The sequence below is a fragment of the Serratia sp. TSA_105.2 genome (genome assembly GCF_052692115.1).
The window spans coordinates 260086-273018 of record NZ_JBQZFT010000002.1; the positions used below are offsets into that span (position 1 = coordinate 260086).

The 12933-nt window shown below is 62.2% G+C and carries 12 protein-coding genes; 4 read left to right on the top strand and 8 right to left on the bottom strand.

What is annotated here, in order from left to right; translation table 11 throughout:
• Nucleotides 1–20: 20 nt before the first annotated feature.
• The 3 genes from yeiB to ACUTSC_RS07555 all read right to left on the bottom strand — a co-directional run bounded on the left by yeiB (nt 21) and on the right by ACUTSC_RS07555 (nt 3339).
• Entirely contained in the window at nt 21–1193 is a 1173-nt protein-coding gene (gene yeiB / locus ACUTSC_RS07545) for a DUF418 domain-containing protein YeiB (protein ID WP_445653245.1), read from the bottom strand.
• Nucleotides 1194–1272: 79 nt separating this feature from the next.
• Nucleotides 1273–1938, bottom strand: a complete 666-nt coding sequence (gene folE / locus ACUTSC_RS07550; RefSeq protein ID WP_004938969.1) for a GTP cyclohydrolase I FolE — start codon at nt 1936–1938, stop codon at nt 1273–1275.
• 243 nt (nt 1939–2181) lie between these two features.
• Nucleotides 2182–3339: a YbfB/YjiJ family MFS transporter gene (locus ACUTSC_RS07555; protein ID WP_445653246.1), complete on the bottom strand. Its 1158-nt coding sequence runs from the start codon at nt 3337–3339 to the stop codon at nt 2182–2184.
• Between the two features lie 105 nt (nt 3340–3444).
• Between ACUTSC_RS07555 and ptrR the strand changes: the two genes are divergently transcribed.
• The 4 genes from ptrR to ACUTSC_RS07575 all read left to right on the top strand — a co-directional run bounded on the left by ptrR (nt 3445) and on the right by ACUTSC_RS07575 (nt 7160).
• Nucleotides 3445–4365 (top strand): putrescine utilization regulator PtrR, encoded by a 921-nt coding sequence (gene ptrR / locus ACUTSC_RS07560; RefSeq protein ID WP_445653247.1) that lies wholly within the window; start codon nt 3445–3447, stop codon nt 4363–4365.
• Between the two features lie 30 nt (nt 4366–4395).
• The gene (locus tag ACUTSC_RS07565; RefSeq protein ID WP_063988868.1) at nt 4396–5520 is read left to right on the top strand and encodes an S-(hydroxymethyl)glutathione dehydrogenase/class III alcohol dehydrogenase; all 1125 of its coding nucleotides are present in this window, start codon (nt 4396–4398) and stop codon (nt 5518–5520) included.
• Nucleotides 5521–5534: 14 nt separating this feature from the next.
• Nucleotides 5535–6377 (top strand): S-formylglutathione hydrolase, encoded by an 843-nt coding sequence (gene fghA, locus ACUTSC_RS07570; RefSeq protein ID WP_077038636.1) that lies wholly within the window; start codon nt 5535–5537, stop codon nt 6375–6377.
• A 456-nt stretch (nt 6378–6833) separates the two neighbouring features.
• Nucleotides 6834–7160 (top strand): hypothetical protein, encoded by a 327-nt coding sequence (locus tag ACUTSC_RS07575; RefSeq protein WP_074181154.1) that lies wholly within the window; start codon nt 6834–6836, stop codon nt 7158–7160.
• Nucleotides 7161–7364: 204 nt separating this feature from the next.
• On the opposite strand, the gene ACUTSC_RS07580 is transcribed toward ACUTSC_RS07575, so the two are convergent.
• From ACUTSC_RS07580 to ACUTSC_RS07600, 5 genes are read right to left on the bottom strand one after another with little or no spacing between them, the layout of a single operon-like run.
• Nucleotides 7365–7592, bottom strand: a complete 228-nt coding sequence (locus ACUTSC_RS07580; RefSeq protein ID WP_197766559.1) for a hypothetical protein — start codon at nt 7590–7592, stop codon at nt 7365–7367.
• The gene (gene gsiD, locus ACUTSC_RS07585; protein WP_197766560.1) at nt 7592–8500 is read right to left on the bottom strand and encodes a glutathione ABC transporter permease GsiD; all 909 of its coding nucleotides are present in this window, start codon (nt 8498–8500) and stop codon (nt 7592–7594) included. Before gsiD ends, ACUTSC_RS07580 begins: the two co-directional genes overlap by 1 nt.
• 9 nt (nt 8501–8509) lie before the next feature.
• Nucleotides 8510–9430 carry a glutathione ABC transporter permease GsiC gene (gene gsiC, locus ACUTSC_RS07590; protein ID WP_038880960.1) on the bottom strand — a complete coding sequence of 307 codons (921 nt, stop codon included), beginning with the start codon at nt 9428–9430 and terminating at the stop codon, nt 8510–8512.
• A 52-nt stretch (nt 9431–9482) separates the two neighbouring features.
• Nucleotides 9483–11018: a glutathione ABC transporter substrate-binding protein GsiB gene (gene gsiB, locus ACUTSC_RS07595; protein ID WP_197766561.1), complete on the bottom strand. Its 1536-nt coding sequence runs from the start codon at nt 11016–11018 to the stop codon at nt 9483–9485.
• A 23-nt stretch (nt 11019–11041) separates the two neighbouring features.
• Nucleotides 11042–12916 carry a dipeptide ABC transporter ATP-binding protein gene (locus tag ACUTSC_RS07600; protein ID WP_197766562.1) on the bottom strand — a complete coding sequence of 625 codons (1875 nt, stop codon included), beginning with the start codon at nt 12914–12916 and terminating at the stop codon, nt 11042–11044.
• Nucleotides 12917–12933 lie beyond the last annotated feature (17 nt).

A 12933-nucleotide genomic window follows, 5' to 3' on the forward strand; every position in this document is an offset into this window, starting at 1 on the left:
TTTAACCTGCCGGCAGGCGCTCACTTCAACGCCCTGGGTTCCGCTGCGCCGGCGGCCAGCTGCGTCAGCCTGCGCCACAGCCACTCCATCGGCCCTTGCTCGAAGTAACGCAGCCACAGTGCGGAAAACGCCAGGTTGGCCAGCCAGACCAGCGGCACAAATGCCAACAGCTGCAGCCGGTCGAACTGCTCATAGAGGCCGAAGCGATAAAACAGCGTGGTGCAGATCAGCGTTTGCAGCAGGTAGTTGCTCAGCGCCATGCGCCCCACCAGGCTCAGCCAGTGGGCGATGCGCATGCGCGACAGCGCGGGCCAGAAACCGTAACACAGCGCCAGATAGCCCATCGCCTGCAGCGGCGCGCCCAGTTCGCGCGGCACCTGCAGCAGGAAACCGCTCCAGCGATAGTCCCAGTGGACTTGCCATTGCAGCGCCACCGCCGGCAGCTGGATCAGCACCGAAAGCGGCAGCAGCCACGCCGCCTGCCGCAGGTAATAGCAGGTGGAATAACTGCCGCGCAGCCAGCCGCTGCGCATCAGCCCGGCGCCGAACAGCATCAGCCCCGCCAGCTCCCAGCCATACTGCGCGCCGATGGCCAGCAGGCTGGACGAGAGCAGATCGACACGGCTGCGCCAGGCTTCGAAACCGCCCTGCAGCTTCCAGAACTTCTCGTACTGCAGCTCCGCCACGCCCGGCTGCCAGAAGCTGCCCGGCTCACCGTGCGAGATAAAACCGAGCAGCAGCAGCACCGCCACGCCGATCAGGTAGAGCACCACGCCGGTTTTCAGCAGCTGGAAAGTTTCTTTGGCTTCGCGGATCATGCGCCAGCACACCAGGCCGATCAGCCCGTAGGCCAGCAGAATGTCGCCGTCCCACAGGAAGATGGCGTGCGCAAGGCCGAACAGCACCAGCCACGACAGCCGCGCGCGGATCCAGCTTTTGCCGCGCCGCAGCAGCATTTGCAGCCCGGCGCCGAACAGCAGCGCGAACATCGCCAGGAACTTGGCCTGGGCGAAGAGATCGAGCAGCGCCCACGTCCAGGCATCGCGCGACGACGGCATGCCCAGATAGGCCGGGTTGAGGTAGGCGGCCTTCGGCAAGCCGAAGGCGCTGATGTTCAGCAATAAAATGCCGAGGATGGCGATGCCGCGCACGCAGTCCAGCGTGGCGATGCGCGGCAGAGGGTGACTGTTCATTTTTTATCGCTGTCTTCCGCTCATGAAAAAGGCGCCCGCAGGCGCCTGTTGTCGTCGTGCGGGTCGCCCCGCAACGCCATCACCCCTGGTGATGACGCACCGCACGCAGGAACTCCTGGCGGGTGTTCTGGCTGGACTTGAACAGCCCCCCCAGCGAGGTGGTGGTCGTGGCGCTGGTCGCGTCGCGAATGCCGCGCGCCTTGACACAATAATGGACCGCATCGATCGATACCGCCACGTTATTGGTGCCGAGCAGAGTTTGCAGCGCCACCAGGATCTGCTGGGTCAGGCGCTCTTGCACCTGCGGACGCTGGGAGAAGAACTGCACGATGCGGTTGATCTTCGACAGGCCGATCACCGAATCTTTCGGGATATAGGCCACGGTGGCCTTGCCGTCGATGGTCACGAAGTGGTGCTCGCAGGTGCTGGTCAACGTGATATCGCGCACCGTCACCATCTCATCCACCTTCATTTTGTTCTCGATGACGGTGATTTTCGGGAAGTTGGCGTAGTCCAGTCCGGAGAAGATCTCGTCGACATACATTTTGGCGATGCGATGCGGCGTCTCCGCCAGGCTGTCGTCGGACAGATCGAGATTCAGCAGCTGCATGATTTCGGTCATGTGCTCTTTGATGCGGCGCTTGCGCGTTTCGCGATCCAGCACTTCCCCGCGCAGCGGCGTCTCCAGACCACGCTCTTCCAGTGCCGCATGCACCAGCGCGGCTTCTTTACTTAATGATGTCATGTATTTGTTCTCCTGCGGACGGAACCCGCCGGCGGCCTGGTAGGGCGTGCGGCCGGCGAATTGCTTGCTCTCGTGACGGCAGAGTTTTCGTGGTGGATAACGTGAACCCGGTCAAGATTTTGCCCCACTGTAGATGAGAGCGCGGCGATTATCCAGTGATTGTGCTTCATCCACAGGTGAAATATTCGCATTTAGCACAATCAGGCCGGCTGCGGGATTCCACGTTTTTTGTATGGATTTCAATCAGCGCATCGCCGTTTTTTGCGCCAACCGCCGCGCCGGGGTATTCACCACCAGCGCACCGGCCACCCACAGCGCCGCCACCGCCACATACAGCGCCGGCTCCAGCCGATGGGTCATGGCAGTCGACAGCGCCGACAGCATCGGCCCGACCAGTTGACCGATCGCATAACCGGTGGTCAGCAATCCAGCCATGTAGCGCGCATGGCGCGGCGCCAGTTCACGACCGTGCTGAAGGGCAAGCTGCACCACGCAGAGGAAACCGCCGCCGGTCAGCACCGCCCCCAACGCCAGGCCGGCCACGCCCGGCACCACTTCAGCGCTCAGCACGCCCAACGCCTGTATCCACAGCGTGATCGCCAGCCGGCTCTGGGTGGTTAGCCGATGGCGGGTCAAAATGCCGATAACGATCCCCAACACCGCCGCGCCACCGAACACCGGCCAGACAAACTGCGCGAACAGGCTGCCGGGAAAACGCGCCGCCGCCATCTGCGACAAGAATGTCGCCGGCAGGATGTAGCCGAAGCCGGCCAGGCTGTAGCTCCACACCAGACGCTTGAGCGCCGGCGTCAGCAGCAGCGGCTCCGGGGCCACGTCCGGGCGATGCAGCTCGCCGCTGCGCGGCAGAAAGGCGCTAATCCCCCCAACCAACACCAGCGCCAGCCCCCCATACACCAGCCAGGCCTGCGCCGCCGTCAGTCCCAACGCGTTGATGCCCACCGCCAGCATGCCGCTAAGGAAGATGCCGGCGCCCGGCCCGGCGAACACCGCCGCGCTCAACGCCGGCCGGCCGTAGTTCGCCAACCGCTCGTTGGTCCAGGCCGCCACCAGCACCATCGCCCAGCCGCTGGCCCAGCCGATGACGAAGCGCAGCGCACCGTGCGTCCATTCATCCTGCGCCAGCGCCGACAGCAGCGTCAGCGCCACCGCGCCCCACACGCCAAGCCACAGGCGCCGCTCGACGTGGCGCGTGGCGCGCATCGCGTCGTAGGCGCCGCACAGGTAGCCCAAATAATTGATCGCCGCCACCAGCCCGGCGCCGGTGAGGCTGAACTGGTGTTCCGCGATCATCAGCGGCACCTGCGGGGTGAAAGCGAAGCGGCCAATGCCCATCGCAACGATCAGCGCGGCAAACCCGCTCAAGGCAATTCGTAAAGCCATATCGGCATCCAAAAGGTTAAAAGAAAGTTGCCAGTATCATGCCGCAGTATTAAACTCACAAAAACTGAATAATAGTTATCAAGTTCATCACGAAACGAGAATATTATGGATCTGACCCAGCTTCGCATGTTCTGCTGCGTGGCAGAAACCGGCTCGGTCGCCCGCGCCGCCGAGCAGCTGCACCGCGTGCCGTCGAATCTGACCACACGACTGCGCCAGCTTGAGCAGGAGCTGGGCGCCGATCTGTTTATCCGCGAAAAACAGCGCCTGCGCCTGTCGCCGATGGGCCATAACTTTCTGTGCTACGCCAACCGCATCCTGGCGCTGAGCGACGAGGCGATGAGCATCACCCATGCCGGCGAACCGGCGGGCAACTTCGCCCTCGGCTCGATGGAGAGCACCGCCGCCACCCGCCTGCCCTCGCTGCTGGCGGCTTACCACCAACGCTTCTCGCAGGTTTCGCTGTCGCTGACCACCGGCACCTCCGGCGAAATCGCCGATCGGGTGCGCGCCGGCACGTTGGCCGCGGCGCTGGTCGACGGCCCGGTGCCCTATGACGAGCTGAACGGCTGCATCGCCTATCCTGAACATATGGTGGTGATCTCCTGTCTCGATCACGCGCCGATCCACAGCGCCAAAGACGCCAACGGCGAGACGCTGTTCGCCTTTCGCGCCAGCTGTTCCTACCGCCTGCGGCTGGAGGCCTGGTTCAAGCGCGAAGGCGCGCGGCCGGGGCAGATCATGGAGATCCAGTCCTATCACGCCATGCTGGCCTGCGTCGCCAGCGGCGCCGGGCTGGCGATGATCCCGCATTCGGTGCTCAGCCTGCTGACGGGCCATGAGCGGGTTCGGGTTCACACCCTGCCGCCGGACGTGGCCGACACCGCCACCTGGCTGCTGTGGCGCCGCGACGCGTTCGGGCCGAACGTGCGCGCGCTGAAAGAGTTGATTATTGAACAGACGGAAACCGCCGCTGTTGATGAAAGCACCCCCAACGATTTATCAGACGTTGTCGATATCGCCTGATTTAAAAAGAAAACCACTGAGGAGACTATGATGGAGATGATCAAAACCCGCGCCGCCGTTGCCTGGGGCCCGAACCAGCCGCTGAAGATCGAAGAAGTCGAGCTGATGCCACCGCAAAAAGGCGAAGTGCTGGTGCGGATCGTCGCCACCGGCGTTTGTCACACCGACGCCTACACCCTGTCCGGCAAAGATCCGGAAGGCGTGTTCCCGGCGATCCTCGGCCACGAGGGCGGCGGCGTGGTGGAAGCGGTCGGTGAAGGCGTCACCAGCGTGGCGGTCGGCGATCACGTGATCCCGCTCTACACCCCGGAGTGCGGCGAGTGCAAATTCTGTAAATCCGGCAAGACCAACCTGTGCCAGGCGATCCGCGCCACCCAGGGCAAAGGGCTGATGCCGGACGGCACCACCCGCTTCTTCAAGGATGGCAAGCCGATCTTCCACTACATGGGCACGTCCACCTTCTCCGAGTACACCGTGGTGCCGGAAATCTCACTGGCGAAAATCAACAAGGAAGCGCCGCTGGAAGAAGTGTGCTTGCTGGGCTGCGGCGTGACCACCGGCATGGGCGCGGTGATGAACACCGCCAAAGTGCAGCCGGGCGATACCGTGGCGATCTTCGGCCTGGGCGGCATCGGCCTGTCGGCGATCATCGGCGCGCAGATGGCCGGCGCGGGCCGCATCATCGGCATCGACATCAACACCAGCAAGTTCGATCTGGCCCGCAAGCTGGGCGCCACCGATCTGATCAACCCGAAAGACTATGACAAGCCGATTCAGGACGTGATCGTCGAGCTGACCGACGGCGGCGTCGATTTCTCCTTCGAGTGCATCGGCAACGTCAACGTGATGCGTTCCGCGCTGGAGTGCTGCCACAAAGGCTGGGGCGAATCGGTGATCATCGGCGTCGCGGGCGCCGGCGAAGAGATCTCGACCCGTCCGTTCCAACTGGTGACCGGCCGCGTCTGGCGTGGTTCGGCGTTCGGCGGCGTCAAGGGCCGTTCGCAGCTGCCGGGCATCGTCGAACGCTATCTGGACGGCGAATTCGCGCTGAACGACTTTATCACCCACACCATGGGGCTGGAGCAGATCAACGAAGCGTTCGATTTGATGCACGAAGGCAAATCGATCCGCACCGTCATCCACTTCGACCAATAAGCCAGGAGGCAGAGATGACGTTGTCATTGGAACTTCTCGAAGAGCACCGCATGTTCGGCGGCTGGCAGCAGCGCTATCGCCACGCGGCGCAGAGCCTGAATTGCAACATGACATTCAGCATCTACCTGCCGCCGCCGCGCGATGACAACCCGCCGCCGGTGCTGTACTGGCTGTCGGGGCTGACCTGCAACGACGAGAACTTCACGTTGAAAGCCGGCGCGCAGCGCATCGCCGCCGAGCTGGGCCTGGTGCTGGTGATGCCGGACACCAGCCCACGCGGCGACGAGGTGCCGAACGACGAAGGCTACGATCTGGGCCAGGGCGCCGGGTTCTACCTGAACGCCACCCAGGCGCCGTGGGATCGCCACTTCCGCATGTACGACTACATCAGCGCCGAACTGCCGGCGCTGATCGAACAGCACTTCAGCGTCAGCGATCGTCAGTCGATCTTCGGCCACTCGATGGGCGGCCACGGCGCGCTGATGATGGCGTTTCGCAATCCGCAGCGCTTCCGCTCGGTATCGGCGTTCGCGCCGATCGTTAACCCGTGCCAGGTGCCGTGGGGCCGCAAGGCGTTCACCGCCTATCTGGGCAGCGACGAAAACCAGTGGCTGCAGTATGACAGCTGCCATCTGCTGGCCAGCGGCGCGGAAAAAATGCCGGTCCTTATCGATCAGGGCGACGACGACCAGTTCCTGGCCGACCAGCTGCAGCCGGCGCGGTTGGCCGAGCTGGCGCGCCAGCGCGACTGGCCGCTGACGCTGCGCATCCAGCCGGGGTACGATCACAGCTACTTCACCATCGCCACCTTCGTGGAAGATCACCTGCGCTTCCACGCCGAGCACCTGTTCCGCTGATAAAAAATCCGGGTGGTTAAACCGCCCGGATTTCTTCAGATTCCGTTGAGAAAAAATCGATAATTATCCTCCCATTTGCGTGGGCTAAGCGAGTGCCCAGAGATCGGCGGGCAGCCTGATACTATTTGAAAAATCAATAAAACAGGGAAAACACAAAAAATAAAAATAGGATGATATAACCAGCAAACCTCATGACAACTAACTATCTGCAATCTCCACATCTAATATTATTCCAATTAATTAAATGGCCATTATTTCACTCTGATTTAAGCAATTCATAGTTATTATCATTTTATATCCTTTAATTAGCTCAGCAATTAAATAATTTAATATCCAGATTTGTTGTGGAAATAAATCACCCTGATACGATTAAGTGTAAGGCTAGGATTACCCCCATGCCGACGCACAGATAAATAACGCTTTTTTATTACATAATGAAGATTAGAGGAAAATACCATGAGACAAGTTCAGAAAATCACCGTCAATAATAAAGGCGGCTATGTATTTAATTTCTCAGTGCAATGGTTAGGAAGCGACGGAAAATGGAATACCACTGACTGGAACAGTGGGAATTATCCTGTCGCGCAGTCCAGAACAACACCTCCACTTAATGAAATTGGTGTTCCGGATGATGCATTGGCTGTAACGCCATATGGGCATGCAGTGCTCGGCACCTCAGGCCAGGGAACACCATTTGTTTCCTCTGCCTCCAACGGACAGATTGCGACCTATGATGCCGTTGGAACGACGCTAATCGGTTTTGCCATTGTACTGATCGAGTAGCCTGGATAAAGGGAATTGCAGGCCTGAAATACCGGCAATTCCCAGAAGAGCGCGTTAAACAGCAGCAGCAGATTTTTAATGACACGATTATCATTAAAAACTGGCCGTACCTAATCCTGGTCAGAAAGACCTGAAAAAAACAACAGCCAAAATAAAACACAAACACAGCGGCATAGGAGTAAAATAACACGCCAGGACACATCATCAGAAGTAAACGCAATTTAGTGGCAAAACAGCTTTAACGGCATTAGCATATTGAACCCACTTATCGACTGACGGGCAACCAAAAGTAAAGAAGAACGTGGATTTCACTTTCCCTCCCTTAATCGCGATAAAAAAAGCGAGCGCGCAAAAAGTTGCATAGGTCTGAATATCCGGCAGAAACAGGCTATACGCCATGCAGAATACCCACATGGCAATAGCTTTCTCCATTACCCTTTCAGCTTCGGATCGAGCGCGTCGCGCAATCCGTCGCCCAACAGGTTGAAGGCCAGCACGGTAATGAATATCGCCAGGCTGGGGAAGATCGCCACGTGCGGCGCAATCACCATATCGGCGCGCGCCTCGTTGAGCATCGCTCCCCACTCCGGCGTCGGCGGCTGGGCGCCCAGGCCCAGAAACGACAGGCTGGCGGCGGTGATGATCGAGGTGCCGATGCGCAGGGTGAAATAGACCACGATCGAAGACAGGGTGCCCGGCAGAATGTGCCGCAGGATGATGGTCCAGTCCGAGGCGCCGATGCTGCGCGCCGATTCGATATAGGTCAGGTGCTTCAGCACCAGCGTATTGCCGCGCACCAGGCGGGCGAAGGCCGGAATGCTGAAGATCGCCACCGCGACGATCACGTTGGCCATGCCGCTGCCCATGATCGCCACCACGCCGATCGCCAGCAGAATGCCGGGAAACGCAAACAGCACGTCGCAGACGCGCATCGTGAGGCGATCCCACCAGCCCTCATAGTAGCCGGCCAGCAGCCCCAGCAGGGTGCCGAGCGCCCCGCCCGCCAGCACCGAGAACACCCCGGCCGCCAGCGAAATGCGCGTGCCCATCAGGATGCGGCTGAAGATATCGCGCCCGAGGGAATCCACGCCCAGCCAGTGCATCAGCGAAGGCCCTTCGTTCAGCCGGTCATAGTCGAAGTAGTTTTCCGCATCGAACGGTGCCAGATAAGGCGCCAGCAGCGCCGCCGCAATCAGCAGCAGCACGAACAGGCCGGCGACCAGCGCCGCCCGCTGGCGGCGAAAACGCCGCCAAAACTCGCCCCACGGCGTGCGTACCGCGTTGGGGTCGATAAGCGGCATCGCCTTCAGTGCGGCGTTGCGCCGCCAATGCTTAATCATGCCGCGTCCTCATTGATAACGAATCGCCGGGTTGATCGCCGCGTACAGCATATCCACCAGCAGGTTGATCAGGATGAATTCCAGCGAGAACAGCAGCACCTCGGCCTGGATCACCGGGTAATCGCGCATCTCCACCGAGTCCACCAGCAACCGCCCCAACCCCGGCCAGTTGAACACCTTCTCCACCACGATCGAACCGCCGAGCAGGAAGCCGAACTGCAGCCCCATCATGGTCACCACCGGGATCATCGCGTTGCGCAGGCCGTGTTTCATCACCACCACGCTTTCCCGCACGCCCTTGGCGCGCGCGGTGCGCATGTAGTCCTCCTGCAGCACCTCGACGAACGACGCGCGGGTGAAGCGCGCCATCACCGCCGCCACCGCCGCCCCCAGGGTGATCGAAGGCAGAATGTAGTGCCGCCAGCTGTCGGCGCCCACCGTCGGCAGCCACCCCAGCTCGACCGAGAACACCTGCATCAGCAGCATGCCGAGCGCAAAGGCCGGGAACGAGATCCCCGACACCGCCAGCGTCATGCCGAGGCGATCCGGCCAGCGGTTGCGCCACACCGCCGACACCACGCCAATCGCCAGGCCGAACGCCACCGCCCACAGCATGCTGGTGACGGTCAGCCAGAAGGTCGGCATAAAGCGCGAGGCGATCTCTTCGCTCACCGGGCGTTTGGACACCATCGAGATACCGAAGTCGCCCCGCAGCGCGTTAACGAAGAAGTGCGCGAACTGCTGCGGCAGCGGCTTATCCAGCCCCAAATCCTTGCGCACCAGCTGCACCACCGCCTCGTCGGCCTCCGGCCCCGCCGCCAGCCGCGCCGGATCGCCCGGCAGCAGATGGACGAACAGGAATACCAGCACCGCCACGATCAGCAGCGTCGGGATCAGGCCCAGCAGTCGTTTCAGAAAATAATTGAGCATCTCATTCCTTCCCCCGCCCACCGCCGTCTGGCCGCAGGCGGGGATGGGCGCCTTATTTCAGATCGGCGTTATCAAAGTTGAACGAGGTATCCGGCATCACGTAGAAGCCGCTCAGCTGTTTGCTGTTGGCCGACAGCAAACGTTCGGTCGCCAGGAAGATCCAGGGCGCGTCGGCCCAGATGCGATCCTGCGCGTCCTGATACAGTTTCTGCTTCTCGGCGCGATCGGTGGTCGCCAGCGCGTCGGTCAGATCCTTGTCCACCTGCGGGTTGCTGTAGAACGCGGTGTTGAACTGCTTCGGCGGCGCCGCCTGGGTAGAGAACAGCGGCGACAGCGCCCAGTCCGCTTCCCCGGTCGAGGCCGACCAGCCGGTGTAGAACAGCCGCACGCCGGTGTCTTTCACCCCGACGCTCTCCACCTGCGCCGCACGCTGCCCGGCATCCATCGCCGTCACCGTCACTTTCACCCCCACCTGCGCCAGCTGCTGCTGGGTGAACTGCAGCACCTTCTGCGCGGTGCTGTGGTTGTGGGAAGACCACAGCGTGGTGGTGAAGCCGTTCGGGTAACCGGCCTCTTTCAGCAGCTCGCGCGCCTTGGCCGGATCGTACGGCCATGGCTTATAGCGGGCGGCGAAGTCGATGGCCGGCGGCACCGGCCCTTCCGCCGGCACCGCGTAGCCGGAGAACGCCACTTTGATCAGCGCGTCCTTGTTGATGGCGTAGTTCAGCGCCTGGCGCACCTTCGGGTTGTCGAACGGCTTCTGGGTGACGTTCATGCTGATGTAACGCTGCAGGATCGACGGCGCGGCCACCACGTCCAGCTTGGTGTTGCCCTCCAGCACCTTGGCCTGCTCGTAGGGGATCGGGAAGGCGAAGGTCGCCTCGCCGGTCTGCAGCATCGCCGCACGGGTGTTGTTATCCACCACCGGGCGCCAGGTGATGCTGTCGAGCTTCGGCAGCCCCGGCTGCCAGTAGCCGTCGAACTTCTTCACCTTGACGAAATCGGTCTGGTTCCAGGTCACGAATTGATACGGCCCGGTGCCGACCGGGTGGAAACCGATCTCCTTACCGTATTGCTTCAGCGCCGCCGGCGAGATGATCGCCGCCGCCGGGTGCGCCAGGTTGTTGACGAACGCCGAGAACGGCGCCTTCAGCACGATCTTCACCGTATTGGCGTCCACCGCCTCGGTTTTGTCGATCATCTTGAACAGGTTGTAGCGCTTGAGGTGACTGTCCGGGTTGCTGGCGCGATCGAGGTTGATCTTCACCGCCTCGGCGTTGAACGCGGTGCCGTCGTGGAATTTAATCCCCTGGCGCAGTTTGACGGTGTAGGTCAGGCCGTCTTTGCTGACCTCATAGCTGTCCGCCAGCACGTTCACCAGCTTCATGTCCTTATCGAAGCCGAACAGCCCCTGATAGAAAGACTTGGCCACCGCCTGCGACAACGTATCGTTGGCATCGTAAGGATCGAGGGTGGTGAAGTTGGAGGCCACGGCGATCACCGCGTCCTTCGCCGCCCAGACCGGGCCGCTTCCCGCCGCCAGCAGTACGGCGGCCAACAGCGCATTGCGTTTGAATGTGTGCTTCATGTCGCTTGTCTCTCCTGAGGTCTTTAAAAAGCACCGGCGATCGGGTGGCGGGCGACAAAGTGCCCGGCGCCAACCTGCACCAGCGGTGCGGTAACGGGTTCATCGCCCAGCGCGCGCACTGGGCTCGGGATCTCATCGGCCGGCAGCGGCTGCCGTTTGTGGGCATGAGCGGGATCGGCCACCGGCACCGCCGCCATCAGCTTGCGGGTGTAGGGGTGCTGCGGATTGTCGAACACCGCCTGCCGCGGGCCGATCTCGACGATCTGCCCGAGGTACATCACCGCCACCCGGTGGCTGATGCGCTCCACCACCGCCATGTCGTGTGAAATAAACAGAAAAGCGATGCCGAACTCGCGCTGCAGATCGAGCAACAGATTGACGATCTGCGCCTGAATCGACACGTCCAGCGCCGAGACCGCTTCGTCGGCGATCACCACTTTCGGGTTCAGCGCCAGCGCGCGCGCGATGCAGATACGCTGGCGCTGGCCGCCGGAAAATTCGTGCGGGTAGCGGCGCGCATGCTCCGGCAGCAGGCCGACGCGTTCCAGCAGCCAGGCCACCCGTTGCTCAGCCTCCCGGCCGCGCATCACGTTGTGCACCAGCAGCGGCTCCATGATGGAAAAACCGACCGTCAGGCGCGGATCGAGCGAGGCGTAGGGATCTTGAAAGATGAACTGAATATCGCGCCGCAGGTGCTGCAGCGCCGGCCCCTTCAATTGGTCTATCCGCCGCCCGGCGAAGGTGATGGTGCCGCTCTGGCTGTCCACCAGCTTCAGCAAAGAGCGCCCGGTGGTGGACTTGCCGCAGCCGGACTCGCCCACCAGCCCCAGCGTCTCGCCGGGGTAAAGATCGAAACTGACGTTTTCCACCGCGTGCACCCGGCGAGTGACCCGATTGAACAGTCCGCCGCGCAGATCAAAGCGCGTGACCAGATGCTCCACCCGCAGGATCGGCGCGGCACCGGGCGGCACGGTATCCTGCGGCGCGGTATCCGCCTCGCCGCCCGGCAGCGGAAACTTCGCCGGCAGCGGCCGATCGGCCATCGCCCCCAACTTCGGCACCGCCGCCAGCAGCGCCCGGGTATAGGCCTGTTGCGGCGCGGCGAACAGCTCGCGCACCCGATTTTGCTCCACCTGCTCACCGCGGCGCATCACCAGCACCCGGTCGGCGATCTCCGCCACCACGCCCATGTCGTGAGTGATGAAGATCACCCCCATCTGCATCTCCTTTTGCAGCACGCGGATCAGCTGCAGGATCTGCGCCTGGATGGTGACGTCGAGGGCGGTGGTGGGCTCATCGGCGATCAGCAACGCCGGCTTGCAGGAGAGCGCCATGGCGATCATCACCCGCTGGCGCATGCCGCCGGAAAGCTGGTGCGGGTAGCGCCCCAGCACCTCTTTGGCCTCCGGAATGCGCACCAGATCGAGCATGCGCAGCGCCTCCTGGCGCGCGCTGCGGTGGTCCATGCCCTGATGCAGGCGCAGCGATTCGGCGATCTGCTCGCCGACCGGAAACACCGGGTTCAGCGAGGTCATCGGCTCCTGGAAGATCATCGCCATGTCGGCACCGCGCACCGTGCGCAGCGTGCTCTGCGAGGCGCGCGCCAGATCGAGCAGCGCGCCGTCGCGCCGGCGCAGCGTCATGGCACCGCTGACGATGCGCCCGCCGCCCTGCTCCACCAACCGCATCAGCCCCAGCGAAGTCACCGATTTACCGGAGCCGGACTCACCGACGATCGCCAGCGTCTCGCCGCGATCGAGATCGAACGACAGGTTGCGCACCGCTGCCACGGCGCCGTCCGCTTGAGGAAAGCTGATGCTCAGATCGCGCACCGTCAGCACCCGCTGCGGCGGCAATGACAACCCATCGCCGGCGGGCCGGAATGAAACGTCGGTCATACACCCTCCCGGTGAAC